This is a genomic window from Bradyrhizobium sp. USDA 4473 (assembly GCF_054063335.1).
Map to the genome: position 1 here is coordinate 273,792 of NZ_JBSSGE010000001.1, position 25,367 is coordinate 299,158.

Consider the following 25,367-nt stretch of genomic DNA (forward strand, 5'->3'; position numbering starts at 1 on the left):
CCGCGCGCTTGGATTGTTGTCACGGCCCTTAGCGGGGCCGATAATCACTGGGCTTCCGGGCGCACTCACGCCCTGATTCCTGCGTTAGCTGAACTGGATATTCGTGCACGGCCGCCGGGCGCGCACGAAGAAGGACGAAGATGATGGATAAGGTTCCGATGACCGCGGGCGGATACGCCGCGCTGACGGACGAGTTGAAGCGACGCCAGTCGGAGGATCGTCCGCGCATCATCGAACACATTGCGGAAGCGCGCTCGCACGGCGATCTCTCGGAGAACGCCGAGTATCACGCCGCAAAGGAAGAGCAGTCGCATAACGAGGGCCGCATCGCCGAGCTCGAGGACAAGCTTGCGCGCGCCGACATCATCGACATCTCGAAGCTGTCCGGCGACACCATCAAGTTCGGCGCCACCGTGACGCTGATCGACGAGGACACCGAGAAGAAGGCGGTGTGGCAGATCGTCGGCGAGGTCGAAGCCGACGCCAAGAAAGGCCGCATCTCGATCACCTCGCCGCTCGCGCGCGCGCTGATCGGGAAGAAGAAGGGCGCCACCGTCGAAGTGATGGCGCCGGGCGGCGCCAAGGCCTACGAGATCACCAAGGTCGAATGGCGGTAGTTACTTTGACGTGACTGATGCAAAAAGGCCGCGTCCAGCACGCGGCTTTTTTTGTGCCTGCGTTTTGGCCGCGTCTGACAGCAATGTGAGTGGAGAGCAGCTGCACGGCATGCCAGTGAGGCCATGACATGATTATGCAGTATAATCATGTCGGGGGACCGGGTCCGCCTGGATGATTGCGTCGCAACACGCATCGCTGCGCGTCGCCGTCTCACCGTTGCATTCTCTCGCAAGCGCCACGACGCGAGGAATGATTCCGGACGCAAGGTGTTGACATCACACTCCGGTGGCGGACACCGTGTGTTTCTGCATCGTGCAACGTTCCAGTGTGTCAAACAGGGGGTAAATGACAATGGACCAGACACTTTCAAAGCTTCAGCCGCTGGCACTCAGCCTGTTTCGGTTCATCACGGGCCTGCTGCTGTTTCAGTTTGGCGTCGCCAAGCTGCTCAAATTCCCGCCCGGAACGATGTTCGAGAAAGTTGAACTGTTCTCGTTGATCGGAGCGGCCGGCACTCTCGAGTTGATCCTGGGAGGGCTGCTGATGATCGGGCTGTTCTCGCGGATCGTGGCGTTCATCCTGGCAGGCGAAATGGCCTTCGCCTACTTCATCGGCCATTTCCCAAAAGGCTTCTATCCGCTGCTCAACAACGGCAGTCTGGCGATCGCGCTCTGCTTTGCCTGCCTCTATCTCGCAACCTCGGGCCCCGGCCCGATCAGCGTCGACGCTGCGATGGGCAAGAGGTAACGGCGCGATCTCACCTCCTCTTGCAACGGGAAGGTCGGTTTGCGCTGAAAGCGCAAGCCGGGTGGGGATCTGCTTCCACGAAGGCGCTCTCGCCCGCGGCTTGACCCCCACCCAGCCCTCCCCCTTTCAGGGAGAGGGATAAGAAGACGATCAGCCGAAAGGCAATCGTCGAACTCACTCGTCATGGCGACGAGCTCGCGACGAACTTGCAGAGCAAATTTGGGGCTAAAGCGACGAAGCAATCCATCGCTCGGCACATGCGGGCAGGTAGATTGCTTCGCTTCGCTCGCAATGACGATGAACGCGGTTAGCCCGCCACCTTTACGCCCAGCGGCACCGCCGCCTCATATTTCGAGTTGTGCAGCACCAGCGACGTCCTGACGTTGCGCACATGCGGCGCGGCGGTGAGGTGGGTGACGAAATCCTGGAACGTCGCCATATCGGGCGCGACACATTTCAGGATGAAATCGACTTCGCCCGAAAGCATCCAGCATTCGCGCACCAGCGGCTCGGCGCGCACGAAATTCTCGAAGGCGCGCAGATCGGCATCGGCCTGACTCGACAGATGCACCGAGGCGAACACGGTGACGTCGTAGCCGAGGCGGCGCGGATCGAGCAGGCCGCGGTATCCCTGGATGTAGCCTTCCTCTTCCAGCGCCCGGACCCTGCGCAGGCAGGGCGGCGGCGAGATGCCGACGCGTTTGGCGAGTTCCACATTGGTGATTCGGCCATCGGCCTGGATCTCGGCGAGGATTTTGAGGTCGATCTCGTCAAGGTTCTTCGACACGCGACTACGGTTCCCTAGGAGTTTGGAAGGTTGGGCAGATCCGCCGGCAACTCTCATAGCCCAGCCAGTCGGCGTTGCGCAATTTTATTGCGCGTGCAGCGCACGATTTCGCGAAAGTGACTTCAGTTCCGGGGAAAAATCGCCGCCATGGATTGCAAATCTTGCATAGCTTCCCAGATATCCTAGACTTGGATTTGACACTTTTGGCACCGCCGTGACCCGCTCCGGGGTGCTTCCCACACAAGTCCCCGTCAAAGTCCCCAGCAGAGAGGGATCAGCTAATGCCCGCGCCTGTCCACGCCAAGGTCGTCATCATCGGGTCCGGCCCCGCCGGTTACACCGCAGCGATCTACGCGGCACGCGCGATGCTCGAACCGATCCTGATCCAAGGCATCCAGCCGGGCGGGCAACTCACCATCACCACCGACGTCGAGAACTATCCGGGCTTCGCCGACGTGATCCAGGGCCCCTGGCTGATGGAGCAGATGGAGAAGCAGGCGGCCCATGTCGGCACCAAGATCGTCACCGACCTCGTCAACAAGCTGGAACTCGGCCAGCGCCCGTTTCGCCTGACCTGCGATTCCGGCGACGTCTATCTCGCCGAGACCGTGATCCTCGCCACCGGCGCCCAGGCGCGCTGGCTCGGGCTGCCCTCGGAAGCGAAGTTCCAGGGCGGCGGCGTGTCGGCCTGCGCGACCTGCGACGGCTTCTTCTACCGCGGCAAGGACGTCGTGGTGGTCGGTGGCGGCAACACCGCGGTCGAGGAAGCGCTGTACCTGACCAACCATGCCTCGCAGGTCACCATCGTGCATCGCCGCGATCATTTCCGCGCCGAGCGCATCCTGCAGGAGCGCCTGTTCAAGCATCCCAAGATCAACGTGGTGTGGGACTCCGCGATCGATGAGATCTGCGGATCGGAGAACCCGAACAAGGTCACCCATGTGCGGCTGAAGAACGTCAAGACCGGCGCGCTGACCGACCTCAAGACCGACGGCGTGTTCATTGCGATCGGCCATGCGCCCGCGACCGAGCTCGTCAAAGGCCAGATCAAGCTGAAACCGTCGGGCTATGTCGAGGTGGCGCCGAACTCGACGGCGACCTCGGTGCCCGGCCTGTTCGCGGCCGGCGACGTGGCGGACGAAACCTTCCGGCAGGCGGTCACCGCGGCCGGCCTCGGCTGCATGGCTGCGCTCGAGGCCGAACGCTTCCTGGCTCTTCGCGCGAGCGATCGCGCAGCGGCGGAATAATCATGGCACGATCTCGCGACGGATTTACGGATATGGATTGGGACAAGCTGAAGGTCTTTCACGCAGCGGCGGAGGCCGGCAGCTTCACGCATGCCGGCGAGCAGCTCGGCCTGTCGCAATCGGCGGTCTCCCGCCAGGTCAGCGCGCTGGAGCAGGAGCTCTCGGTCTCGCTGTTTCACCGCCATGCCCGCGGCCTGATCCTCACCGAACAGGGCGACCTCCTGTTCCGCACCGCGCATGACGTCTTCATGCAGTTGCAGGCGGCGCGCGCCAAGCTCACCGACAGCCGCGAGCGGCCGAGCGGCGACCTCAAGATCACGACCCCGCCGGCGCTCGGCATCAACTGGCTGATCCCCCGGCTCGACGAATTCACCGCGCTCTACCCGGACATCCGGATCTCGCTGATCGTCACCGACGAGGATCTCGATTTGTCGATGCGCGAGGCCGACGTTGCGATCCGCACCCGCAAGCCGACCCAGCCGGACCTGATCCAGCGCAAGCTGTTCTCGATCGGCTTCCACGCCTATTGCTCGCCGGAATACATCAAACGCTTCGGCACGCCGCGGACGCTCGACGATCTCGACTCGCACCGCATCATCATGCTCGGCGACTCGCAGGTGCCGCCGCATCTGCAGAACCGCAGCTGGCTGATCGATGCCGGCCGCAACGGCTCCGGTCCGCGCGAACCCTACTTCAAGGTCAACAACATCCTGGGGTTGGTGCGCGCCTGCCAGCAGGGCCTCGGCATCGCCGCGCTGCCGGACTATCTGGTCGAACAGAACAACCTCGTGCAGCTGTTCGGCGAGTCCGACTCGATCGCGCTCGACACCTACTTCGTCTATCCGGAAGAGCTGAAGACAGTGGCCCGGGTGCAGGTGTTCCGCGACTTCGTGGTCAGCAAGGCACAGCGCTGGCCGTCCTGATTAAGCCGGCCTTACGGGCCGGGTTATGGGCTTGCCGCGCGGCCCCGACAGGCCCCTGAATCTCCGCATGACTGACATGCGACCTGGATAGTTGCTGCATGCCGTCGATGGGGATCATAGTGTTGACACGCTGAGCGGTCGCGTCGCGCATATGTCCCCCTCCTCCAGTGGCGCGGAAGTTCAGTAATCCCTCTTGGAAGGTGATTGTGTCGGCCTCACGTGGCCAATACCTTAAGCCGGGCTCACTCGAGCCCGGCTTTTTTTCATCCGTATGCCCTTTCACCTCAATGTCATGCAAAAACGTGCCGCACGTCCCGGTCAGCGTGTGCATTGACAACAACCTCGCAGCGCAGCATCATGATCGCATGATCACGACTTCGTGCGCCGCTCTCTCGTCGAAAAAAGCTCCCCTCCCGGGGACACGAGATCGCGCGCGATAAGATCACCTTCGCATTCAAACCGATCCCGAAACCCCGCCGCCTGGACGGGGTTTTTTGTTGGTCCCGTCTCCGGCTTTGTCCTCTGAGGAGATGGAACATGACTGAGCTACACCAGCAATTGCAGGGCCTCTGGCTGCCCCTGATCACGCCGTTCCGCGGCGGCGAACTCGACGCCACGTCGCTTCGCCGCCTCGTGCGGCATTACGCCAGCGGGCCCGTCGACGGCTTCATCCTCGGCGCGACCTCCGGTGAAGGCATGGCGCTGAGCACGGATGAGATGGAGGGGCTGGTCAGCGTCGTGCTCGACGAGCTCAGTGCCAGCTCCCGCCATCTACCGGTCTGCCTCGGGCTCTCCGGCGCCTCGACCGCCAAGATGAAGGACGCGCTGGACGACACGGCCGACTGGCCGATCAACGGCTATCTGATCGCGAGCCCCTACTACACCAGGCCCTCGCAGCGCGGCCTCCTGCAGCACTTCAACGCGCTTGCCGATCACGCGTCGTGGCCGATCGTGCTCTACAATATCCCCTATCGCACGGCGGTGAACCTGACCAACGAGACGCTGCTGACGCTCGCCGACCATCCGAACATCGCCGGCATGAAGGATTGCAGCGCCGACCGTGCGCAATCGATCGACTTCCTCAACCGGCGGCCGGCCGGCTTCCGCGTGCTGACCGGCGAGGATGCGCAAACCTTCGATGCGCTCTCGGACGGCGCCGACGGCGCGATCCTGCTCTCCGCGCATCTGGAGACCAACATTTTTGCCTCGATCCGCACGCTGCTGCAGCAGGGCAAGCGCGACGCGGCATTGGCTGCGTGGCAGAGCGTCGTCGGCCTGACGCGGCTGCTGTTCGCCGAACCGAGCCCCGCGCCGGCCAAGCACTGGCTGTGGCGGCAGGGGCTGATCGACAGCCCCGAGGTGCGGCTACCGATGGTCGAGGTGAGCGGGGATCTCGCAAGCTGGCTCGATGCCGAGATGGAGCGCCGCGCGCAACTGCTGCTGCCGGCGTGACTCTTGTAGCCCGGATGCAGCGAAGCGAAATCCGGGGCCGGTCTCACCGTGAGGTGACGACCCCGGATTTCGCTTCGCTGCATCCGGGCTACCGATCTCGTTGCCTCAATCCAGCTTCACCCGCGACAGCCTGAGCGCGTTGCCGATCACGCTGACCGAGGACAGCGCCATCGCGGCGGCGCCGACCATCGGCGACAGCAGGATGCCGAACAACGGGTACAGCACGCCGGCCGCGATCGGCACGCCGGCGGCGTTGTAGACAAAGGCGAAGGCCAGGTTCTGGCGGATGTTGCGCATGGTCGCGACCGACAAGCGCCGCGCCCGGACCAGACCCGTCAGGTCGCCGGTGAGCAGCGTGATCCCGGCGCTCTCGATCGCGACATCGGTGCCGCCGCCCATCGCGATGCCGACATCGGCGGCGGCGAGCGCCGGCGCATCGTTGACGCCGTCGCCGGACATCGCGACAATGCGGCCCTCGCCGCGCAACCGCTGCACGACCTCGCTCTTGCGCTCCGGCAGCACGCCGGCCTCGACCTCGTCAATGCCAAGCGTCTTCGCCACCGCACGCGCGGTGGTCTCGTTGTCGCCGGTCAGCATCACGATGCGCAGACCTTCACCGCGCAGTGCCTGCAGTGCATTCGCAGCCGACGACTTGACCGGATCGGCGATCGCGATCACGCCGGCGATACGGCCATCGACCGCGACATAGATCGCGGTCGCGCCGTCGCGCCGCGCAACTTCGGCGGCCTCATCCAGCGTTGACGTGGCGATCTTCAGCTCGCCCATCAGCACCGAATTGCCGAGCGCAACCTGCTTGCCCTCGACGAGGCCGGTCGCGCCCTTACCGGAGGGCGAGGCAAAATCGCCGACGGCGGATATTGAAATCTTGCGCTCCTTGGCTGCCGCGATGATCGCCTGCGCCAGCGGATGCTCGCTGCCCTGCTCGACGCTTGCAGCCAGGCGCAGCAGATCGCTCTCGTCAACGCCTTCGGCGGCAATGATGCGGGTGACCTTCGGCTTGCCCTCGGTGAGCGTGCCGGTCTTGTCGATCACCAGCGTGTCGATCGCCTCCATCCGCTCCAGCGCCTGCGCGTCGCGGATCAGGATGCCGGAATGCGCGCCACGGCCGACACCGACCATGATCGACATCGGCGTCGCGAGCCCCAGCGCGCAGGGGCACGCGATGATCAGCACCGTGACGGCCGCGACCAGCGCGAAGGTCAGGCGCGGCTCGGGACCGAACACCGACCAGGCGATGAAGGCGAACACGGCGGCGGCGACCACCGCCGGCACGAACCAGCCGGCGACGCGATCGGCGAGCCGCTGGATCGGCGCGCGCGAACGCTGTGCCTTCGCCACCATGTCGACGATCCGCGACAGCATGGTGTCGCGGCCGACCTTCTCGGCGCGCATCACGACGCCGCCGCTCTGGTTGACGGGTGCCGCCGATCACGTTGGCGCCTTCCGCCTTCGTCACCGGCATCGATTCACCGGTCACCATGGATTCGTCGATGATGGCGCGACCCTCGATCACGACGCCGTCGACCGGCACCTTCTCGCCGGGGCGCACGCGCAGGCGATCGCCGACCTTGATGGCGTCGATCTCGATATCCTCGTCGCCATGATCGGTGATGCGGCGCGCGGTCTTGGGCGCGAGCCCAAGCAGCGCCCGGATCGCGCCCGAGGTCTGCGCGCGGGCGCGCAGCTCCAGCACCTGACCGAGCAGCACCAGCACCGTGATCACGGCGGCTGCCTCGAAATACACCGCGACCGCGCCATGCATGTCGCGGAATGCCGGCGGGAACAGCTGCGGCGCCAGGGTCGCAACCACGCTGTAGGCATAGGCGACGCCGGTGCCCATCGCGATCAGCGTGAACATGTTGAGATTGCGCGTCACGACCGACTGCCAGCCGCGCGCGAAGAACGGCGCGCCGGCCCACAGCACGACCGGCGTCGCCAGCACAAACGAGATCCAGTTCGACCAGCCCATCGGCACCAGATGCATCAGCCCGAGATGGCTGCCCATCTCCAGCACGAACACCGGCAAGGTGAGCGCAAGACCGATCCAGAACCGCCGCGTCATATCGATCAGTTCGGGATCCGGTCCGTCGTCGAGCGAGACTTGCTCGGGCTCCAGCGCCATGCCGCAGATCGGGCAAGAGCCGGGACCGACCTGGCGCACCTCGGGATGCATCGGGCAGGTGTAGATCGTGCCGGCCGGCATCGGAGGCTCCGATTCGCGCGGCTTGAGATACTTCTCGGGCTCGGCCTCAAAGCGCTCGCGGCAGCGGCCGCTGCAGAACAGGTACTCCTCGCCCTTGTAGCTGAAGCGGTGCTTGGCGGTCGCCGGGTTGACCTTCATGCCGCAGACCGGATCGATCGCGAACGCGGCCTCGGCCGGCGTCGCGCCGTGATCATGCTTGCCGCCGCAGCAGGACTGCGCGGCCGCGCCATGATGATGATCGGCGTGCGAGTGGTCGTGCTTTGCCTGTGCCACGAAACTCTTCCCGGCCGATATCCCGGCCTCTTGATTTACATACCCTAGGGGGGTATATGAGGCCTATGAGAGACGAGGTCAAGGCATCCTGTCTAAAACGGCTCAAACGGATCGAGGGTCAGATCCGTGGGCTGGCCGCCATGGTCGAGGACGACCGCTATTGCATCGACGTGGTGACGCAGATCGCAGCCGCGCGCGCGGCGTTGCGCCGCGTCGAGGAGGAGGTCCTGCGCGATCATGTGGCGCATTGCGTGGAGCACGCGATCTCGTCCGGCGACAAGGCCGACCAGCGGCGCAAGATCGCCGAGCTGATGGATGTGATCGGGCGGGCGGATCGGTAGTCGCTTCCGACGAAAGCGAGAGCGGCGCCGCACATTCAGTGTCGTCCCTGCGAAAGCAGGGCACCCATAACCACCGAACGGTGGGATGGAGCGAGCTGGGGCCACAGCGACGCGCAGCGACTGCGCCCGGTGGTTACGGGTCCCGGCTCGCGCTTCCGCCTTCGCTCGTTGAGCTGCGGCGGACAAGTCGCTTGCCCGGGACGACGTGGGAGAGAGCCGCGCTTATGCGCCGCTGAACAAACCGATCAGGTATTGAACCTGAAATGCATCACGTCGCCGTCAGCGACGACATACTCCTTGCCTTCCAGCCGCAGCTTGCCGGCGTCGCGCGCCCCGGCTTCGCCGTTGCCGGCGATGTAATCGTCATAGGCAATGGTCTCGGCGCGGATAAAACCCTTCTCGAAATCGGTATGGATCACGCCGGCGGCGGCGGGCGCCTTGGTGCCGCGGTCGATGGTCCAGGCGCGGGCTTCCTTCGGGCCGACGGTGAAATAGGTGATGAGGTCGAGCAATTGGTAGCCGGCGCGGATCAGCCGATCGAGGCCGGCCTCTTCGAGGCCCAGCGTCTCCAGGAACTCGGCGCGCTCGGCACGCGACAGCGTCGCGATCTCGGATTCGATCTTGGCCGAGATCACGACCGCGACCGCACCTTCCTCCTTGGCGCGTTCGAACACCGCCTTGGAGAAATTGTTGCCGTCCTTGGCCGAGCCTTCCTCGACGTTGCAGACGTAGAGCACGGGCTTCGAGGTCAACAGCCCGAGCATGCGGAACGCACGTTCCTCCTCCGGCTTGCGCTCCATGCCGCGGGCCGGCTTGCCGTCGCGCAGCAATGTGAGCGCGCGGTTGACCAGCTCGAGCTGCTCCTTGGCTTCCTTGTCGTTGCCCTTGGCCTTCTTGGCGAGATTGTCGACGCGCTTCTCGAGGCTGTCGAGGTCCGACAGCATCAGCTCGGTCTCGATGGTCTCGATGTCGGCGAGCGGCGCGATCTTGCCTTCGACATGGGTGATGTCGGAATCCTCGAAGCAACGCACCACGTGGGCGATGGCATCGACCTCGCGGATGTTGGCGAGGAACTGGTTGCCGAGGCCTTCGCCCTGCGACGCGCCGCGGACCAGCCCTGCGATGTCGACGAAGGTCAGCCGGGTCGGAATGATCTGCGCGGATTTCGCGACCGCAGCGAGCTTCTCCAGCCGCGGATCGGGCACCGCCACCTCGCCGACATTCGGCTCGATGGTGCAGAACGGATAGTTCGCCGCCTGGGCGGCCGCCGTCTCGGTCAGCGCATTGAACAGCGTCGACTTGCCGACGTTAGGCAGCCCGACGATCCCGCATTTAAATCCCATGTTCGTCCCGATCTCTCGCGCACACGCTGCGCGGCTGAACTGAGTGGCGAGGGTCCGCTAGGGCCCCTCGTCCTTGGTGTCGAAAAATCCCTTGGCCTGCATCGTCAGATGCACCTTGTTGGCGAACGAGGCGTCGTGTCCCGCAGCCAGCAGGCCGGCATTGTCGGCGATGGCCTGGCACAAGGCCTCCACCCACGCCCGGTCGCTTTTCGCGAAGTCCGACAGCACGTGGCTGTGCACGAGCTCCTTGACGCCGGGATGACCGATCCCGAGCCGCACCCGCCGATAGTCGTTGCCGATATGCGCGGAGATCGAGCGCAGCCCGTTATGGCCGGCGATCCCGCCGCCGACTTTGACCCGCACCTTGGCGGGCGGCAGTTCGAGCTCGTCCTGGAACACGGTGACGTCGGCGGGCACCAGCTTGAAGAAGTTTGCCGCTTCCTGCACCGCGCGTCCGGACTCGTTCATGAAGGTGGTCGGCTTCAGCAGCACGACCTTCTCACGATCGATGGCGCCTTCGGCAGTCTCGCCCTGAAAGCGACGGCGCCATGGTGCGAAACCATGACGCCGTGCAATCTCATCGACCGCCAGGAAACCGATATTGTGTCGGTTGCTGGCGTATTTCGCACCGGGATTACCGAGACCGACAAAAAGGCGCATGGCGCGGCATCCCGAATCGGCGCGCCATCAGAGGATCGCGCGCCGACCTGATCGATTACTTCTTCTTGTCGCCACCGCCGGCGGGAGCCTTGGCACCCGCGGCCGGAGCCGCAGCGCCCGCAGCCGGAGCGGCAGCAGCCGGAGCCGCAGCACCCGCGGCCGGAGCCGCAGCACCACCAGCAGCCGCCGCAGCCGCGGCCTTCTGCTCTTCGGCGTAGCCGGACGGCGGCACGATGGTGACGAGGGTCGCGTCCTCGCGGGTTAGCGACTTCACGCCCTTCGGCAGCTTGACGTCGGAGAGATGCAGCGAATAGCTGATCTCGAGCGCGCCGACGTCGGCCTCGATGTACTGCGGAATGTTGTCCACCGAGCACTCGAGATCGAGGGCGTGGGTGACGATGTTGACGGTTCCACCGCGCTTGACGCCCGGCGAGCTTTCACCGTTCACGATGTGCAGCGGCACGCTGACGCGGATGGTTGCGCCTTCGCCGAGCCGCATGAAGTCGACATGGAGCGGGAAGTCCTTCACCGGGTCGAGGTGGTAGTCGCGCGGAATCACGCGGTGCTTCTTGCCCTCGACATCGATATCGAACAGCGTGGTCAGGAACCGGCCGGCCAGGATGCGCTGGCGCAGTTCACGGTCGTCGACCGAGATGGTGACGGGGGGCTGGTTGTCTCCGTAGATCACTCCGGGAACTCTCCCGGCGCGACGCTCTGCCCGGGCGGCCCCCTTGCCGCTCTTCGGACGCGCGGTCGCCTTCAATTCCTTGACGGTCGCCATAGCGTTAAGTCCTTGTATTTAAAAAGTTAAAGGCCGCAGCGCGGCCCATGCTCAAGTCCACAGCAAGCCTCCAGGGGTGCGGGGGCCGCGGACGTGGCGGGCTTTTAGCCCCAAAGGCCCGAAATGACAAGGAAATGCAGGGATTTTTCTTGCTTGGCCCACGGCGGGAACGTAGCCCGGATGCAGCGAAGCGCAATCCGGGGAATTGATCCACGGATGGCGCCCCCGGATTTCGCTGCGCTCCATCCGGGCTACAGAAGGGGCTAGCCCGCCGAACCGCCGAGCTTGGCTTCCAGCGCCGCGATCCTTGCCTTCAGCGCCTCGTTCTCCTCGCGCGCCAGGCGGGCCATGTCCTTGACCGCGTCGAACTCCTCGCGCTTGACCACGTCGAGATCGCGCAGGATCCGTTCGGCCTGATTGCGCATGACCGTGTCGACCTCGCGCTTGACGCCCTGGGCGGCGCCGGCGGCGTCGTTCATCAGACGGCCGATCTCGTCGAAAAACCGGTTGCTGGTCTGGGTCATGTCGCAAAACTCTCCGCGTTCACTGAATCGCGATAAGACAATGGCGATGTCAGCCATCCGGTTCAAGTCCGCCGCGAATGGCAGGCCTCCCGTGAGCCCGCCTTGTCATGCTCCGGTTTCCTTGCAATCGTATGAACTCACAACAGAAATCGCACACATAACGCGAGCAGAAACGCCATGATCGAAGCGACCGTCGAGATCCCGACCAAGGACGGCAAGACCACCACCTTCATCACCCATCCCGAGCGCGGCGGCCCCTTCCCGGTCGTGATCTTCTACATGGACGCACCGGCGATCCGCGAGGAGCTGCGCGACATGGCGCGCCGGCTCGGCACCTCTGGCTATTATGTGATGCTGCCCAATCTGTACTATCGGTCCGGCGTGATGGAGCTCGGTCCGATACCGCCCGACCCCGACGCGCCCGAGCGCAAGCGCATGTTCGAATACATGAACTCCATCAACATCCCGCTGGTGATGGAAGACACCAAAGGCCTGCTCGCCTATGCCGAGACCCAGAAGGCTGCCAACACCGACATCATCGGCACCGTCGGCTATTGCATGAGCGGCCGCTATGCGGTGAACGCGGCGACGCATTTCGGCGATCGGGTCAAGGCCGCCGCCTCGATCTACGGCACGCATCTGGCGACCGACCAGCCCGACAGCCCGCACCTTGCCGCGCAAAAGACCAAGGCCGAACTCTATTTCGCCTGCGCCGAGACCGATATCTACGCGCCTCGGGAAATCATCGAGCAGGTCAAGGCCGGCATGAAGGGATCGAGCAACGAGGTCGAGGTCTATCCCGGCACGCATCACGGCTTTGCCTTCCCCAAGCGCCCGGTCTATGACCGCGACGCCGCCGAACGCCATTGGGAGCGGCTGCTCGCGCTCTACCGGCGCAACCTCGTGAACTGAGCCTCAACCTGCACGATGCCGTTCCTGCTGATCGACTTCCCGGTGTTCAACCCCGTCGCGCTCGCGCTCGGGCCGATCGTGATCCGCTGGTATGCGCTGGCCTATATCGTCGGCATCGTGCTGGGCTGGATCTACGCCCGCTCGCTGATCAAGAAGCAGCGGCTGTGGGGCGGCGAGGTGCCGATCACGCTGCCGCAGCTCGACGATTTCATCCTCTGGGTCACCATCGGCATCATCGTCGGCGGCCGCACCGGCTACGTGCTGTTCTACAATCTGCCGTTCTTCATGGCGCATCCGTCCGAGATTCTCGAGCTGTGGAAGGGCGGCATGTCGTTCCACGGCGGCTTCCTCGGCTGCGTCGCCGCGGTGATGCTGTTTGCCCGCCGCAACAACATCCCGATCCTGTCGCTCGGCGACATCACAACCGCGGTGGCGCCGATCGGACTGTTCCTCGGCCGGCTCGCCAATTTCATCAACAGCGAATTGTGGGGCCGGCACGCCGATCCGAGCCTGCCCTGGGCGATGATCTTCCCCAATGGCGGACCGCTGCCGCGCCATCCGAGCCAACTCTATGAGGCCGGCCTCGAGGGCATCGTGCTGTTCACGGCGCTGGCGATCATGATCCGGCTGGGCGCACTGAAGCGGCCCGGCCTGATCCTCGGCAGCTTCATCACCATCTACGGCATCGCCCGAATCATCGGCGAGCACTTCCGGGAGCCCGATCCGCAGCTCGGATTCCTGTGGGGCGGATTAACCATGGGGATGCTGCTGTCGGTGCCAATGATTATCGTGGGCGCTATCATCATCACGTCCGCCGTCCGCCGCAGGGCGAACGGGCCGGCGCCGAATGCAACGTGACGCAAGTGCAATCCAAGGAAGGCCGTGAGCGAACCCTCCCCGCTGCTGGATGAGATCAGGAGGCTGATCAAGCTGTCCGGGCCGATGCCGGTCTGGCGCTACATGGAATTGTGCCTGATGCACCCGCAGTACGGCTATTACCTGTCGCGCGATCCGCTCGGCCGCGAGGGCGATTTCACAACGGCGCCCGAGGTCAGCCAGATGTTCGGCGAGCTGCTCGGGCTGTGGAGCGCCTCGATCTGGCGTGCGATCGGCTCGCCGGAGACGTTCCGCCTGATCGAGCTCGGGCCCGGCCGCGGCACCATGATGTCGGACGCGCTGCGCGCGCTGCGCGTGCTGCCGCCGCTGTACCAGTCGCTCAGCATTCACCTCGTCGAGGTCAATCCGGTGCTGCGCGAGAAACAGCAGGCGACGCTGAACGGCGTGCGCGACATCACCTGGCACGACAGCATCGACGACGTGCCCGAAGGACCGGCGGTGATCCTCGCCAACGAGTATTTCGACGTGCTGCCGATCCACCAGATGGTCCGCCGCGAGACCGGCTGGCACGAGCGCACGGTCGGGATGGATGCCAATGGCAATTTGTATTTCGCCCCCGCTCCCGAACCGACACCGCACTTCGAGGTGCTGCTGCCGCCGCTGGTGCGCGCCGCGCCGCTAAATGCGGTGTTCGAATGGCGGCCCGACAACGAGGTCATGAAGCTCGCCACCCGGGTGCGCGACCAGGACGGCGCCGCGCTGATCATCGATTACGGCCACCTGCGCAGCGATGCCGGCGACACCTTCCAGGCGATCGCACGCCACAGCTTCGCCGACCCGCTGAAGAACCCGGGACAGGCCGACGTCACCGCGCATGTCGACTTCCAGGCGTTGGCACGCGCCGCCGAGGATGTCGGCGCGCAGGTCCACGGCCCGGCGACGCAGGGCGACTTCCTCAAGCGGCTCGGCGTCGAAGCCCGCGCCGCCGGACTGATGGCGAAAGCCAGCCCCGAAATGTCCGCCGACATTGCCGGCGCGCTGAAGCGGCTGACCGAGCCCGGGCGCGGCGGGATGGGCTCGATGTTCAAGGTCATGGCCATCTCCGACCCGCGCCTCACCTCGATCGCTGGCCTCAGCGATCAGCCTGACGAGACCGAACAATGACATTGGGATCACCGCTGCTGTCGGCCATACCGGGCCTGCGCCATGCCTTCTTCTCGCGCGAGGGCGGGGTCTCCGAGGGCGTCTATGCCGGCCTCAATGGCGGGCTCGGCTCGCGCGACGATCCGGCCAAGGTCGCGGAGAACCGGCGGCGGATGGCCGAGCAGCTCGGCGTACCGCTCGATCATCTGATCAGCGTGCATCAGGTGCACTCGCCCGACGTCGTCGTCGTGGACCGCCCGTGGAACGGCGCGCCACGTCCGAAGGCGGACGCGCTCGTCACCCGCACCGAAGGGCTTGCGATCTCGGTCACGACCGCCGACTGCGGGCCGATCCTGTTCGTCGATCCCAATGCACGGGTGATCGGCGCGGCGCATGCCGGCTGGAAGGGCGCGCTGACCGGCGTGCTGGAATCGACCATCGATGCGATGGAGAAGCTCGGCGCCGAGCGCGGCGGCATCGTCGCCGCGATCGGCCCGCTGATCCGCAAGGAATCCTACGAGGTCGGCAACGAATTCGTCGAGCGCTTCATCGAGGCCGATGCCGAGAGCGGCTTGTTCTTCCTACCCGGCGAACGCGACGGCCACGCGATGTTCGATCTCGCCGGCTTCATCCGGATGCGGCTGGAAAATGCCGGCGTGCTGATGATCGACGATCTCGGCATCGACACCTATTCCGACGAGCGCTGCTTCAGCTACCGCCGCTCGGTCCACCGCAAGGAAGCCGATTACGGCCGGCACGTGCACGCCATCGCGCTGGAAGGCTGACGCCGCGCGTCCGATCGCCATCAGACGAGGCCAGCATTGCGAACCGGCCGCGAGGTCATGCGGCACCATCTCTCTGACTGAGCAAGGAAATCCGAAACCCCGTGGCGCAACCCCTGGATCGGTTAAGGGCTGTGGCCGTCCTGCCCTAGACGTTAAGCCGTTTTAACGATATCGCAGGACGCAATGAGGGAAGCGTCAAATCACCAGTTTCAAACTGGGACAGTCGTACGTGCCGCGGTCGCAGCCGGATGGCTGGCGATCGCATGCGCGCTGGGCGGCTGCGCGGCCGGCGGCAACGTGGCCGACTCCTACGCCATGGCAACGCCGGCGAGCGGCGGCGGCGCGACCGTTGCGTTCGAATCGATCGACGGCCCGCCCCCCCAGGTGTTCGACCGCATGGTCGGCGTGCTCGACAGCGAATCCAAGCTGCGCAGCCTGTCGATCGTGTCGCGCCAGGGCACCGCGGCCTATCGCGTGCGCAGCTATCTGTCGGCGCAGGTGGTGCGCGGCCGCACCATGATCGCGTGGGTGTGGGACGTCTACGACGGCAACCAGCAACGTGCGCTGCGGCTCTCCGGCGAAGAACCTGCCGGCAAGGCCGGCCGCGACGCCTGGGCCGCCGCAGACGATCTGGTGCTGCGCAGGATCGCCCAGGCCGGCCTCAGTGGCCTTACCAGCATGATCAATGGCGGTCCGGCCGATGGCCCGGCGCCGGCCCCGGCGGCTCCCGACCTGCGCGGGCCGGCGATGGTCAGCGCCCCGGCGCCCGCCGAGACCGTGGCGCTCAGCTATTCCGCCGACTAACCCCCGGTATCTCCCGGGAAAAGGCGTTTTTTGCCCAGGAAAACGCAGTGAAGACGGGCTAATGGGTTGCCAGCGCGGCCGCCTGCCTGATATTCCCTCGCGCACCGAAAACCCGCCGGTTCTGTAAGGACTTGAGATGCTGAACGTCGTATCCAGCAAGGCGCGGGGGGAAGCATCGATGTCGGCAAAGAACGGATCAATCAAGCTCGTCGCCGGCAACTCCAATCCTGCGCTGGCGCAGGACATCGCCAAGGGCCTTGGCATCGAACTGACCAAGGCCGTGGTCCGGCGCTTCGCCGACATGGAGATCTTCGTCGAGATCCAGGAGAACGTCCGCGGCTCGGACATGTTCATCCTGCAATCGACGTCGTTTCCCGCCAACGACAATCTGATGGAGCTTTTGATCATCACCGACGCGCTGCGCCGCTCCTCGGCGCGCCGCATCACCGCGGTGGTGCCGTATTTCGGCTATGCCCGGCAGGATCGCCGGTCCGGCTCGCGCACCCCGATCTCGGCCAAGCTCGTCGCCAACCTGATCTCGCACGCCGGCGTCGACCGCGTCATGACGCTCGACCTGCATGCCGGCCAGATCCAGGGCTTCTTCGACATCCCGACCGACAACCTCTTCGCTGCGCCGTTGATGGTGCGCGATATCAAGGAAAAGTTCGACCTCGCCAAGGTGATGGTGGTGTCGCCCGACGTCGGCGGCGTGGCGCGTGCCCGCGGCCTCGCCAAGCGCATCAACACCCCGCTGGCGATCGTCGACAAGCGCCGCGAGCGCCCCGGTGAGTCCGAAGTGATGAACGTGATCGGCGACGTCGCCGGCTACAACTGCATCCTGGTCGACGACATCGTCGATTCCGGCGGCACGCTGGTGAATGCGGCCGAGGCGCTGATCGCGCACGGCGCCAAGGAGGTTTCGGCCTACATCACCCACGGCGTGCTGTCGGGCGGCGCCGCCGCGCGCATCGCCTCGTCGCGGCTGAAGGAGCTGGTCATCACCGACTCGATCCTGCCGACGGAAGCCGTCAACAAGGCGCCGAACATCCGCCAGATCTCGATCGCCGGCCTGATCGCCGAAGCGATCGGCCGCACCGCCGCGGAAGAGTCGGTCTCCAGCCTATTCGACTAATGACGGCTCTGTAGGGTGCGCAAAGGCGCGATTGGCCGTGTCCACCATCAAGCCCGCGCTTGGCATGTGGGCACGCTATTGCTTTGCCCACCCTACGGCGTAGTTTGATTAACTCGCTGCTGTCGTCCCTGCGAAAGCAGGGACCCATAACCACAGGATCGAGTTGTTGAAGCGCGCTGGGGCCCCAGCGTCGTAAATCAATTCGCATTGGTGGTTATGGCTCCCGGCTCAAGGCCGGAACGACATTGAATTTGCAGATGCGGCCTTCTTAAAACCCCGGCCGCGGAACGTGGCTCATCAGCGTCCGCGCATAGCCGCCATCGACGATGATCTCCTCACCATTGACGTAGGATGAGCGGTCGCTGGCTAGGAACAACGTCGCGTCCGCCATGTCCTGCGGCGCACCGATCCGGCGCATCGGCACCACGGCGGTGCGCCGCTCGGTAACTCCCGGCGTATCGTAGAACGCCTGGCTCATCGGCGTGACGACGAGGCCGGGGCTGACCACATTGCTGCGGATGCCGTGCGGCCCCCATTCGGCAGCGAGCTGCTGCGAGAGCATCACGACGGCGGCCTTGCTGACGCTGTAGGCGCCGCTCTGCCCCTGCGCATTGCTGGCGGCGATCGAGGCGACATGGATCAGGCTGCCGCGCCCGGCCTTGCGCATCTGGCGGCCGAACGCCTGCGCGCAGATGAAATAGCCGGTGAGATTGACCGCCAGCACCGCGTTCCATTCGGCGAGCGGCAGCGTGTCGAGCCCGCCGGGACGCAGCACGGCCGCAGTGTTGACCAGAATGTCGCACCCACCAAGCGTGCGCGCGACGGTGTCGGCGACGTCTGCGACATTGTCCTCGCTGGTGGTGTCGCAGCTTGCGACGAGATGGCCGTCGCCGAACTCGCGCAGCTTGGCCTTGGTCTCCGCAAGGGAGCGCTCGTCGCGATCGAGCGCAGCGACTTTGGCGCCGGCCCGCGCGAAGCTGACCGCGGTGGCGCGGCCGATGCCGCCGCCTCCGCCGGTGACGACGGCAACGCGGCCCGACAGACCGAGCCAGTCGGAAGAATGGTGTTCGGTCATGGGCACCTCCCGCGCGTTTTGATTTATGCCTGCGAGCATAGCCGAACATGCGGCGGGCGAGAGCGATCCCGGCGTGCATGCCGGGACCGCTTTTGTGTTAGACCTTCGAAGCTCCGACGCGTTACCCGGGAATCCCCGCCGCGACCTGGCCGCGCAAACGCTCCAGGCTGTGCAGCGTGTTGGCGCAGGCTTCCGCGACCTCGATCCCCTTGATCACGAAATGCTTGCGGAAGAACTCGTAATGCACCTCGGTCTCGTGGAATTGCTGCGGCGTCAGCACCGCCGAGAACACCGGCACCTCGGTGCGCAATTGCACATCCATCAGCGCCTTGATCACGGTGTCGGCGACGAATTCATGGCGGTAGATGCCGCCATCGACGACGAGGCCGGCCGCAACGATCGCGGTGTAGCGCCGCGTTTTCGCCAGCAGCTGCGCATGCAGCGGGATCTCGAACGAGCCAGGCACCTCGAACACGTCGACATTGGTGATGTGGCGTGCCTCGATCTCCTTCAGGAAGGAGATGCGGCACTCCTCCACCACGTCGCGATGCCAGGACGATTGCACGAAGGCAACGCGCTGCGGCTTGGCGAAATGCGGATGCTCCGGCACCGGCGGAGTTGCCGGCGTGTCGGGAGCGCTTTCTGCTGGGGATGTTTGGACTTCGGCGTGTTGAACTTCAGTGTCTTGCAACATCTGATTCATGGCTTTCCTCTTTCAGGACCAGAATCAGGGCATACGGACAACGACACGAGCCCACGCGAAAATCGCGTTGGCTGCCGCAACCGTTCTCTTTCATCCGGACTGTAACCGTCGGCTTCGGAGTTGCACCGAATCTGCTGACCCTTGTCCCGCTTCGCGGAACGAGGCGCTCGCGGGCTTGGGCTCATCGCCCTTACCGCCGGTGGGGATTTTCACCCCGCCCTGAGAACATCGGCACGCCCGGGATGGACGTGCCTGAGACGAAATATGACCAAACCGCGACAGCGGGGCAAGGTCCTTTGGCATGGGGAAACGGCATGTCCCCATGCCCGCGTTGCGGCTCTGGGCCGGGACCGGAGGGGCCAAAGCGCTGATTCACACGTGCAGCGAAGCGGCCGCAAATGGTTAACAAACCGTTACTCGAATGCGAAGATTCCGATTTGTTCTCCAAATCACAGATGTGGCGGAGATCAGCTGTGGACGATGCGCGCTTTGGCTGTGGACGGACTCGGCGTGCGGTTGCGCGGATTCCGCAAATCACATCACTTCATCGGCGTCAGGTCCAGGGGCATCCGGAAGCCCGGTCAAGGAGCTGTACTCGGCCACGACGCAGTATGTCGCAAGTGCCGGCTTCCGTGTGCGTATCAAGCGATCATAAGAATAAGGTCCGAGACGGCATGTCCCTCCTCGAAAGCATTATCGATTCCCGGAACAACCCGCTTGCGGTGGTCGAGGATATCGCCACCGACAACAACTGGGCGTTCGAGCGTTCCGGCGAAGACGAGGTGACGATCGTCTCCAAGGGAGACTGGATCGACTATCAGCTCTCGTTCACCTGGATGGGCGAGATCGAGGCGCTGCATCTCGCCTGCGCCTTCGACATGAAGATGCCGCAGGCGCGCCGCGCCGAAGTGCAGCGGCTGGTCGCCGCGATCAACGAGCAATTGTGGGTCGGCCATTTCGACCTCTGGACCCACACCGGCATGGTGATGCATCGTCAGGCGCTGGTGCTGCCCGGCGGCCTCACCGCCTCCACCTCGCAATGCGAGGCCATGGTGGTCAACGCGATCCACGCCTGCGAGCGCTACTATCCGGCGTTCCAGTTCGTGGTGTGGGCCGGCAAGTCGACCACCGAGGCGATGGCGGCGGCGATGTTCGATACCGAGGGCGAGGCGTAAGGGTTTCGTTCCACATATTCGATGTCGTCCCTGCGAAAGCAGGGATCCATACTCCGCGGCCCCAGTGGTTGAGTAAACTGCTTGTGGCTCGGTTCTCGCTTCACTAGAACCTCCGGTGGTTATGGGTCCCTGCTTCCGCAGGGACGACACAGAGTTTGTGGAGCCTCCCGTGAGCACAAGCAGCGCATTGACGAATACTTCCGGCACCATCGCGCTCGCGGGCGCGGGCAAGATGGGCGGCGCCATGCTGACCGGCTGGCTCGCGCAGGGCCTCGCACCCAAGCAGGTCGCGGTGATCGATCCGCATCTGTCGCCCGAGATCTCCGCGCTGGCCGCGAAGGGCGTGCGCCTCAATCCGCAGGCGAGAGAGCTCGGTACGGTCGACACGCTGGTGGTCGCGGTGAAGCCGCAATCGTTCCGCGATGCCGGCGCCGCACTGAAGGCGCTCGTCGGCCCCTCGACGCTCGTGGTCTCGATCATGGCCGGCACGACCATCGCGGCGCTGGAAGAGGTGGTCGGGGGCGCGGTGGTGCGCGCGATGCCGAACACGCCGGCGGCGATCGGCCGCGGCATCACGGTTGCGGTGCCGTCGAAGCGCGTCACTGCCGCACGGCGCGCGATGACCGATGCGCTGCTGAAGGCAACCGGGCTGGTCGAATGGGTCGACGACGAAGGCCTGATGGACGCGGTGACGGCTGTCTCCGGCTCCGGCCCGGCCTATGTTTTCCTGCTCGCCGAGGAGCTCGCCCGCGCCGGCGTTGCCGCCGGCCTGCCCGAGCAACTCGCAACCACGCTGGCGCGCGCCACCGTCGCCGGCTCCGGCGAACTGCTGCATCGCTCCGATCAGCCGTCGGCGACGTTGCGGCAGAACGTCACTTCGCCCGGCGGCACCACCGCCGCGGCGCTCGAAGTGCTGATGGCAAGCGACGGCCTACAGCCGCTGATGGCCCGCGCGGTTGCCGCCGCGACACAGCGCTCGAAGGAATTGGCGAAGTAATTTCTCGCTACCCGATCACTCCTCGTCCCGTCATCCTGAGGTGCTCGCGGAGCGAGCCTCGAAGGGTGCACGGCCCGTGACCCATCCTTCGAGACGCGCTGCGCGCTCCTCAGGATGCCGTCCGAACAAGTGTTGTAGCGTGATTGCGAGCAGCAAACGAAAATGGGCACGCTCGCTTTGCCCACCCTGCGGTGCTCTTACGAAGCCTGCCCCGACATCCCGGCCAGCCGCTTGTTAAAGCTCTCGACATTGATCAAGCCGCGAGCGTGGCGGCCTTCGCCGAGCTTGCGCGTGCCCTCAAAGGCCTCGACCTCGAAGCGGATCACGCGGCGCTCGACCGCGATCACCTTTGAGGTGGTCCGCACCGTGGCGCCAACAAGCGCCGCCGCGAGATGGCGGATGTCGACCTCAGTGCCGACCGTGACCCAGCCGGGCTGCAACGCGTCGCGGATGGCATCGCCCGACGCCATCTCCATGTCGAGGATCATCATCGGCGTCGCATAGACCATCGGCATGCCGGGCACGAAATGCCCGACCGTGCGCTCCGGCGGCACCACCAGCATGCGCTCGGCGCTCATGCCGATCTTGATGAAGTCGCGTGCATCCATGGAAGCCTCAAAACGACTGTCGTCCCGGGCAAGCGAAGCGCGACCCGGGACCCATAACCACAAATATCAATTGATCGACGGCTGGAGCCCCAGCGAGCGCAACCACTGTCACCGGTGGTTATGGGTCCCTGCTTTCGCAGGGACGACCCGTGGAGAAAGCCGGGCTATTTCTTCGCCGCGGCCGCGCGCTCGACGAAGGATTTGCCGCCCTTCATCTTGTGATGCAGCGGCGCTTCATTGATCTGGATCACGACCGCATCGGCATCGACGCCGAGATTCTTCACCAGCGCCTGGGTGATGTCGCGCATCATGCCGAGCTTCTGCTCGTCGGTGCGGCCGGCGGCCATGCTCACGGTGATCTCAGGCATCGGAAGTTCTCCCTGGTTGTTGTTGACGCGCAAACCGGTCGTCTGCCGGCCTGGCTGGCGCGCCATCTTTTTGAAGATGGCTGCGCGGGTCAAGCCCGCGCATGACAAACCAGCTATCCCCAGTTCACGTCGTGCCGCGCCAAGACCTCGCGGACCTTGGCGACCAGCTGGGCCTCCGCACAGGAGAACTGCGCCGGACGCGTCTCGCGCCATTCCTGGTTGGAGGCGATCGCGGCCGCCGCCTTGGCGCCCTCGATCAGGTCCTTGATCTGCACCTCGCCGCGCGCCTTCTCATCCGAGCCCTGGATGATGACGCAGGGCGAATTGCGGCGGTCGGCATATTTGAGCTGGTTGCCCATGTTCTTCGGATTGCCGAGATAGAGCTCAGCGCGAATATTCTCTTTGCGCAGCTGCGCGACCATCTTCTGGTAGTCGGCGACACGGTCGCGATCGAACACGGTGACGACGACGGGGCCGAACACGGCCCTCGCGTCGAGCTGGCCGAGCATCGTCAGCGCGGCCTGCAGCCGCGACACGCCGATCGAGAAACCGGCCGCCGGTACCGGCTCGCCGCGGAAGCGGGAGACCAGGCCGTCATAGCGGCCGCCGCCACCGACCGAGCCGAATCGCACCGGGCGGCCCTTCTCGTCCTTGGTGTCGAGCAGCAGCTCGATCTCGTAAACCGGGCCGGTGTAGTATTCGAGGCCACGAACGACGGTGGGATCGATGCGGATTCGGTCCGCGCCATAGCCGGACGCCGCGACCAGCTTGGCGATCTCTTCCAGCTCGCTCACGCCGGCCTGACCAACCTCACTCTTCGCCAAATAGGTCTCGGCCGCAGCGATGGCATCTTTCCAATCGTCGCGCTGCTGCGTGACGGCGAGGACGATATCGGCATCCGCCGGGCTCAGCTCGGCGCCCTTGGTGAAGTCGCCCTTGCCCTCTTCGCCGCCATCCCATCGTCCGGGACCAAGCAGCTTGCGGACCTCGTCGGCGGGAAACTTGTCGAGCTTGTCGATCGCGCGCAGCACGGTAAGCCTGCGGCCTGCATTGTCGTCGCCGCCGAGGCCGATCGCCTCGAGCACGCCGTCGAGCACCTTGCGGTTGTTCACCTTGACGACATAGGAGCCGCGCGGAATGCCGAGCGCTTCCATCGTGTCGGCTGCCATCATGCAGATCTCGGCATCGGCCGCCGGCGTCGCCGAACCGACCGTGTCGGCATCGAACTGCATGAACTGGCGAAACCGGCCGGGACCCGGCTTCTCGTTGCGGAAGACATAGCCGAAACGATACGACCGGTACGGCTTCGGCAGCGCGTCGAAGTTCTCCGCGACATAGCGCGCCAGCGGCGCGGTCAGGTCGTAGCGGAGCGAGATCCACTGCTCGTCATCGTCCTGGAACGAGAACACGCCCTCGTTGGGACGGTCCTGGTCAGGCAGGAACTTGCCGAGCGCATCGGTATATTCCATCGCCGGCGTCTCCACCGGCTCGAAGCCGTAGAGCTCGTAGACGGCGCGGATCTTCTCGACCATCGCCCGCGTGGCATTGATCGCAGCCGGGCCGCGATCTTCCAGCCCGCGCGGCAGGCGCGCCTTCAGTTTCTGGGGTTTTTTGGGTTTCTCGGCCATTGGCGGCATTTACCAGCCGGCGCGCAACGCGGCAACCGGTGCGTCCAGGGCTGTCATTCCGGGGCGCGTCGAAAGACGCGAACCCGGAATCTCGAGATTCCGGGTTCGATGCTTACGCATCGCCCCGGAATGATGTGGCGTCCGTCACTGGACGCTTCTGATCCAGTTATGCGGGTCGTTGGTGCGGCCGTACTGGATGTCGACCAGCTTCTTGCGCAGGCCCATGGCGACCGGGCCGGCGACGCCGCCGCTGATCTGGAAGTCGCCGCTCGCCGAGCAGACCTTGCCGATCGGCGAGATCACGGCCGCGGTGCCGCAGGCGAACGCCTCTTTCAGCTTGCCGCTGGCGGCATCCGCGCGCCACTGCTGGATCGTGTAGGGCTCCTCGCGCACGCTTGTGCCGGAGTCCTTGGCGAGCGCAATGATCGAGTCGCGGGTGATGCCGGGCAGGATGGTGCCGAGCGGCGGCGTCGAGAGCGAGCCGTCGTCGAATGCGAAGAAGATGTTCATGCCGCCAAGCTCTTCGATATAGCGGCGCTCGACCGCGTCGAGGAACACGACCTGGTCGCAGCCGCGCTCGATCGCCTCGGCCTGCGCGCGCAGGCTCGCGGCATAATTGCCGCCGCACTTGACGGCGCCGGTGCCGCCGATCGCGGCGCGCGTGTAATTCTCCGACACCCAGATCGACACCGGTGCCGGGCCGCCCTTGAAATAGGAGCCGACCGGCGAGGCGATCACTGAGAAGATGTATTCCGCCGATGGCTTGACGCCGAGGAAGATCTCGCTCGCGATCATGAACGGCCGCAGATAGAGACTGCCCTCGCCGCCCGGGATCCAGGCGCGATCGATCCGCACCAACTGCTCGACCGCTTCGATGAACAGATCCTCGGGCAACGGCGCCATCGCCATGCGATCGGCCGAATCGCGGAAGCGGCGGGCATTGGCGTCGGGGCGGAACAGGTTGATGCCGCCATCGTCGCGCTTGTAGGCCTTGAGACCTTCGAAAATTTCCTGGGCGTAGTGCAGCACCGCGCCGGCCGGATCGAGCGGAAAATTCGCACGGGCCTCGACGCGGGCGCTATGCCAGCCCTTGCTCTGGCTGTAGCGCACGATCGCCATGTGATCGGTGAAGACGCGGCCGAAGCCCGGGTCCACGAGCTTCGCTGCGCGGTCCTTGTCGGACGTCGCGTTCGGCGAAGGCTGGATGTCGAATTTCAAAGTCATTTTTCTTGCTTTCCGCTGTCGGAACCGGCGCGAGGTCGGGCGCCGGCCTGTTTCCC

Annotated in this window: 25 protein-coding genes, 1 pseudogene and 1 riboswitch; of the genes and pseudogenes, 14 read left to right on the plus strand and 12 right to left on the minus strand. The window is 65.1% G+C overall.

The window, feature by feature from the left end:
• Nucleotides 1–143: 143 nt before the first annotated feature.
• Both greA and ACVW17_RS01310 read left to right on the plus strand, forming a co-directional pair.
• Entirely contained in the window at nt 144–617 is a 474-nt protein-coding gene (gene greA, locus ACVW17_RS01305) for a transcription elongation factor GreA (RefSeq protein ID WP_456756287.1), read from the plus strand.
• A gap of 352 nt (nt 618–969) precedes the next feature.
• Nucleotides 970–1,365 carry a DoxX family protein gene (locus ACVW17_RS01310; RefSeq protein ID WP_456750118.1) on the plus strand — a complete coding sequence of 132 codons (396 nt, stop codon included), beginning with the start codon at nt 970–972 and terminating at the stop codon, nt 1,363–1,365.
• 307 nt (nt 1,366–1,672) lie between these two features.
• On the opposite strand, the gene ACVW17_RS01315 is transcribed toward ACVW17_RS01310, so the two are convergent.
• A complete protein-coding gene (locus ACVW17_RS01315) occupies nt 1,673–2,152 on the minus strand; it encodes an Lrp/AsnC family transcriptional regulator (protein ID WP_028333106.1) in 480 nt (159 codons plus the stop codon).
• A 281-nt stretch (nt 2,153–2,433) separates the two neighbouring features.
• On the opposite strand from ACVW17_RS01315, the gene trxB reads away from it, so the two are divergent.
• The 3 genes from trxB to ACVW17_RS01330 all read left to right on the plus strand — a co-directional run bounded on the left by trxB (nt 2,434) and on the right by ACVW17_RS01330 (nt 5,774).
• Nucleotides 2,434–3,399 (plus strand): thioredoxin-disulfide reductase, encoded by a 966-nt coding sequence (trxB, locus tag ACVW17_RS01320; RefSeq protein WP_456750119.1) that lies wholly within the window; start codon nt 2,434–2,436, stop codon nt 3,397–3,399.
• Nucleotides 3,400–3,401: 2 nt separating this feature from the next.
• Complete coding sequence (locus ACVW17_RS01325) at nt 3,402–4,322, plus strand: LysR family transcriptional regulator (RefSeq protein ID WP_028344089.1); 921 nt, start codon at nt 3,402–3,404, stop codon at nt 4,320–4,322.
• 537 nt (nt 4,323–4,859) lie between these two features.
• Nucleotides 4,860–5,774 carry a 4-hydroxy-tetrahydrodipicolinate synthase family protein gene (locus ACVW17_RS01330; RefSeq protein WP_456750120.1) on the plus strand — a complete coding sequence of 305 codons (915 nt, stop codon included), beginning with the start codon at nt 4,860–4,862 and terminating at the stop codon, nt 5,772–5,774.
• A gap of 105 nt (nt 5,775–5,879) precedes the next feature.
• On the opposite strand, the pseudogene ACVW17_RS01335 reads toward ACVW17_RS01330, so the two are convergent.
• Nucleotides 5,880–8,271: pseudogene (locus tag ACVW17_RS01335) on the minus strand (heavy metal translocating P-type ATPase).
• A 65-nt stretch (nt 8,272–8,336) separates the two neighbouring features.
• Between ACVW17_RS01335 and ACVW17_RS01340 the strand changes: the two are divergent.
• Entirely contained in the window at nt 8,337–8,612 is a 276-nt protein-coding gene (locus tag ACVW17_RS01340; RefSeq protein ID WP_456756288.1) for a metal-sensitive transcriptional regulator, read from the plus strand.
• A gap of 245 nt (nt 8,613–8,857) precedes the next feature.
• Here the strand turns inward: ACVW17_RS01340 and ychF are convergent, their stop codons facing one another.
• From ychF to ACVW17_RS01360, 4 genes are all read right to left on the minus strand, one after another.
• Complete coding sequence (ychF, locus tag ACVW17_RS01345; protein WP_456750122.1) at nt 8,858–9,955, minus strand: redox-regulated ATPase YchF; 1,098 nt, start codon at nt 9,953–9,955, stop codon at nt 8,858–8,860.
• Between the two features lie 57 nt (nt 9,956–10,012).
• Nucleotides 10,013–10,615, minus strand: coding sequence for an aminoacyl-tRNA hydrolase (gene pth, locus ACVW17_RS01350; RefSeq protein WP_456750123.1), 603 nt, complete (start codon nt 10,613–10,615; stop codon nt 10,013–10,015).
• A 55-nt stretch (nt 10,616–10,670) separates the two neighbouring features.
• Nucleotides 10,671–11,396 (minus strand): 50S ribosomal protein L25/general stress protein Ctc, encoded by a 726-nt coding sequence (locus tag ACVW17_RS01355; RefSeq protein WP_456750124.1) that lies wholly within the window; start codon nt 11,394–11,396, stop codon nt 10,671–10,673.
• Nucleotides 11,397–11,659: 263 nt separating this feature from the next.
• Nucleotides 11,660–11,920: an accessory factor UbiK family protein gene (locus tag ACVW17_RS01360; RefSeq protein WP_038388183.1), complete on the minus strand. Its 261-nt coding sequence runs from the start codon at nt 11,918–11,920 to the stop codon at nt 11,660–11,662.
• Between the two features lie 177 nt (nt 11,921–12,097).
• Between ACVW17_RS01360 and ACVW17_RS01365 the strand changes: the two genes are divergently transcribed.
• The 6 genes from ACVW17_RS01365 (at nt 12,098) to ACVW17_RS01390 (ending at nt 17,533) form a co-directional block, all read left to right on the plus strand.
• On the plus strand, nt 12,098–12,832 hold the full coding sequence (locus ACVW17_RS01365; RefSeq protein ID WP_456750125.1) for a dienelactone hydrolase family protein: 735 nt from the start codon (nt 12,098–12,100) through the stop codon (nt 12,830–12,832).
• 15 nt (nt 12,833–12,847) lie between these two features.
• The gene (lgt, locus tag ACVW17_RS01370; protein WP_456750126.1) at nt 12,848–13,690 is read left to right on the plus strand and encodes a prolipoprotein diacylglyceryl transferase; all 843 of its coding nucleotides are present in this window, start codon (nt 12,848–12,850) and stop codon (nt 13,688–13,690) included.
• 84 nt (nt 13,691–13,774) lie between these two features.
• Nucleotides 13,775–14,833, plus strand: a complete 1,059-nt coding sequence (locus ACVW17_RS01375; RefSeq protein ID WP_456756289.1) for a class I SAM-dependent methyltransferase — start codon at nt 13,775–13,777, stop codon at nt 14,831–14,833.
• Nucleotides 14,830–15,597: a peptidoglycan editing factor PgeF gene (gene pgeF / locus ACVW17_RS01380; protein ID WP_456750127.1), complete on the plus strand. Its 768-nt coding sequence runs from the start codon at nt 14,830–14,832 to the stop codon at nt 15,595–15,597. The genes ACVW17_RS01375 and pgeF overlap by 4 nt, the downstream gene beginning before the upstream one ends.
• A 183-nt stretch (nt 15,598–15,780) precedes the next feature.
• A complete protein-coding gene (locus tag ACVW17_RS01385; RefSeq protein ID WP_456750128.1) occupies nt 15,781–16,401 on the plus strand; it encodes a hypothetical protein in 621 nt (206 codons plus the stop codon).
• 178 nt (nt 16,402–16,579) lie between these two features.
• On the plus strand, nt 16,580–17,533 hold the full coding sequence (locus ACVW17_RS01390; RefSeq protein WP_028344316.1) for a ribose-phosphate pyrophosphokinase: 954 nt from the start codon (nt 16,580–16,582) through the stop codon (nt 17,531–17,533).
• Between the two features lie 268 nt (nt 17,534–17,801).
• Here the strand turns inward: ACVW17_RS01390 and ACVW17_RS01395 are convergent, their stop codons facing one another.
• On the minus strand, nt 17,802–18,608 hold the full coding sequence (locus ACVW17_RS01395) for an SDR family NAD(P)-dependent oxidoreductase (RefSeq protein ID WP_456750129.1): 807 nt from the start codon (nt 18,606–18,608) through the stop codon (nt 17,802–17,804).
• Nucleotides 18,609–18,729: 121 nt separating this feature from the next.
• Nucleotides 18,730–19,311: a 6,7-dimethyl-8-ribityllumazine synthase gene (locus ACVW17_RS01400; protein ID WP_456750130.1), complete on the minus strand. Its 582-nt coding sequence runs from the start codon at nt 19,309–19,311 to the stop codon at nt 18,730–18,732.
• 78 nt (nt 19,312–19,389) lie between these two features.
• A riboswitch (FMN riboswitch) is annotated at nt 19,390–19,542 on the minus strand.
• Between the two features lie 443 nt (nt 19,543–19,985).
• On the opposite strand from ACVW17_RS01400, the gene ACVW17_RS01405 reads away from it, so the two are divergent.
• The gene (locus ACVW17_RS01405; protein ID WP_229185331.1) at nt 19,986–20,486 is read left to right on the plus strand and encodes a type III secretion system chaperone family protein; all 501 of its coding nucleotides are present in this window, start codon (nt 19,986–19,988) and stop codon (nt 20,484–20,486) included.
• Nucleotides 20,487–20,607: 121 nt separating this feature from the next.
• Nucleotides 20,608–21,483 carry a pyrroline-5-carboxylate reductase gene (proC, locus tag ACVW17_RS01410; protein WP_456756290.1) on the plus strand — a complete coding sequence of 292 codons (876 nt, stop codon included), beginning with the start codon at nt 20,608–20,610 and terminating at the stop codon, nt 21,481–21,483.
• 197 nt (nt 21,484–21,680) lie between these two features.
• Here the strand turns inward: proC and ACVW17_RS01415 are convergent, their stop codons facing one another.
• The 4 genes from ACVW17_RS01415 to ACVW17_RS01430 form a co-directional block, all read right to left on the minus strand.
• Nucleotides 21,681–22,091, minus strand: coding sequence for a thioesterase family protein (locus tag ACVW17_RS01415; protein WP_456750131.1), 411 nt, complete (start codon nt 22,089–22,091; stop codon nt 21,681–21,683).
• A 164-nt stretch (nt 22,092–22,255) separates the two neighbouring features.
• Complete coding sequence (locus tag ACVW17_RS01420; protein WP_018269806.1) at nt 22,256–22,459, minus strand: tautomerase family protein; 204 nt, start codon at nt 22,457–22,459, stop codon at nt 22,256–22,258.
• Nucleotides 22,460–22,572: 113 nt separating this feature from the next.
• Nucleotides 22,573–24,087, minus strand: a complete 1,515-nt coding sequence (hisS, locus tag ACVW17_RS01425; RefSeq protein ID WP_456750132.1) for a histidine--tRNA ligase — start codon at nt 24,085–24,087, stop codon at nt 22,573–22,575.
• A gap of 144 nt (nt 24,088–24,231) precedes the next feature.
• A complete protein-coding gene (locus tag ACVW17_RS01430; RefSeq protein ID WP_456750133.1) occupies nt 24,232–25,311 on the minus strand; it encodes a branched-chain amino acid aminotransferase in 1,080 nt (359 codons plus the stop codon).
• Nucleotides 25,312–25,367 lie beyond the last annotated feature (56 nt).

Bases quoted from the DNA above. Each gene is read 5' to 3' on its own strand.
- greA (WP_456756287.1), top strand. From the start codon at position 144: ATGGATAAGGTTCCGATGACCGCGGGCGGATACGCCGCGCTGACGGAC.
- ACVW17_RS01310 (WP_456750118.1), top strand. From the start codon at position 970: ATGGACCAGACACTTTCAAAGCTTCAGCCGCTGGCACTCAGCCTGTTT.
- trxB (WP_456750119.1), top strand. From the start codon at position 2,434: ATGCCCGCGCCTGTCCACGCCAAGGTCGTCATCATCGGGTCCGGCCCC.
- ACVW17_RS01325 (WP_028344089.1), top strand. From the start codon at position 3,402: ATGGCACGATCTCGCGACGGATTTACGGATATGGATTGGGACAAGCTG.
- ACVW17_RS01330 (WP_456750120.1), top strand. From the start codon at position 4,860: ATGACTGAGCTACACCAGCAATTGCAGGGCCTCTGGCTGCCCCTGATC.
- ACVW17_RS01340 (WP_456756288.1), top strand. From the start codon at position 8,337: ATGAGAGACGAGGTCAAGGCATCCTGTCTAAAACGGCTCAAACGGATC.
- ychF (WP_456750122.1), bottom strand. From the start codon at position 9,955: ATGGGATTTAAATGCGGGATCGTCGGGCTGCCTAACGTCGGCAAGTCG.
- pth (WP_456750123.1), bottom strand. From the start codon at position 10,615: ATGCGCCTTTTTGTCGGTCTCGGTAATCCCGGTGCGAAATACGCCAGC.
- ACVW17_RS01355 (WP_456750124.1), bottom strand. From the start codon at position 11,396: ATGGCGACCGTCAAGGAATTGAAGGCGACCGCGCGTCCGAAGAGCGGC.
- ACVW17_RS01360 (WP_038388183.1), bottom strand. From the start codon at position 11,920: ATGACCCAGACCAGCAACCGGTTTTTCGACGAGATCGGCCGTCTGATG.
- ACVW17_RS01365 (WP_456750125.1), top strand. From the start codon at position 12,098: ATGATCGAAGCGACCGTCGAGATCCCGACCAAGGACGGCAAGACCACC.
- lgt (WP_456750126.1), top strand. From the start codon at position 12,848: ATGCCGTTCCTGCTGATCGACTTCCCGGTGTTCAACCCCGTCGCGCTC.
- ACVW17_RS01375 (WP_456756289.1), top strand. From the start codon at position 13,775: ATGCCGGTCTGGCGCTACATGGAATTGTGCCTGATGCACCCGCAGTAC.
- pgeF (WP_456750127.1), top strand. From the start codon at position 14,830: ATGACATTGGGATCACCGCTGCTGTCGGCCATACCGGGCCTGCGCCAT.
- ACVW17_RS01385 (WP_456750128.1), top strand. From the start codon at position 15,781: ATGAGGGAAGCGTCAAATCACCAGTTTCAAACTGGGACAGTCGTACGT.
- ACVW17_RS01390 (WP_028344316.1), top strand. From the start codon at position 16,580: ATGTCGGCAAAGAACGGATCAATCAAGCTCGTCGCCGGCAACTCCAAT.
- ACVW17_RS01395 (WP_456750129.1), bottom strand. From the start codon at position 18,608: ATGACCGAACACCATTCTTCCGACTGGCTCGGTCTGTCGGGCCGCGTT.
- ACVW17_RS01400 (WP_456750130.1), bottom strand. From the start codon at position 19,311: ATGAATCAGATGTTGCAAGACACTGAAGTTCAACACGCCGAAGTCCAA.
- ACVW17_RS01405 (WP_229185331.1), top strand. From the start codon at position 19,986: ATGTCCCTCCTCGAAAGCATTATCGATTCCCGGAACAACCCGCTTGCG.
- proC (WP_456756290.1), top strand. From the start codon at position 20,608: ATGGGTCCCTGCTTCCGCAGGGACGACACAGAGTTTGTGGAGCCTCCC.
- ACVW17_RS01415 (WP_456750131.1), bottom strand. From the start codon at position 22,091: ATGGATGCACGCGACTTCATCAAGATCGGCATGAGCGCCGAGCGCATG.
- ACVW17_RS01420 (WP_018269806.1), bottom strand. From the start codon at position 22,459: ATGCCTGAGATCACCGTGAGCATGGCCGCCGGCCGCACCGACGAGCAG.
- hisS (WP_456750132.1), bottom strand. From the start codon at position 24,087: ATGGCCGAGAAACCCAAAAAACCCCAGAAACTGAAGGCGCGCCTGCCG.
- ACVW17_RS01430 (WP_456750133.1), bottom strand. From the start codon at position 25,311: ATGACTTTGAAATTCGACATCCAGCCTTCGCCGAACGCGACGTCCGAC.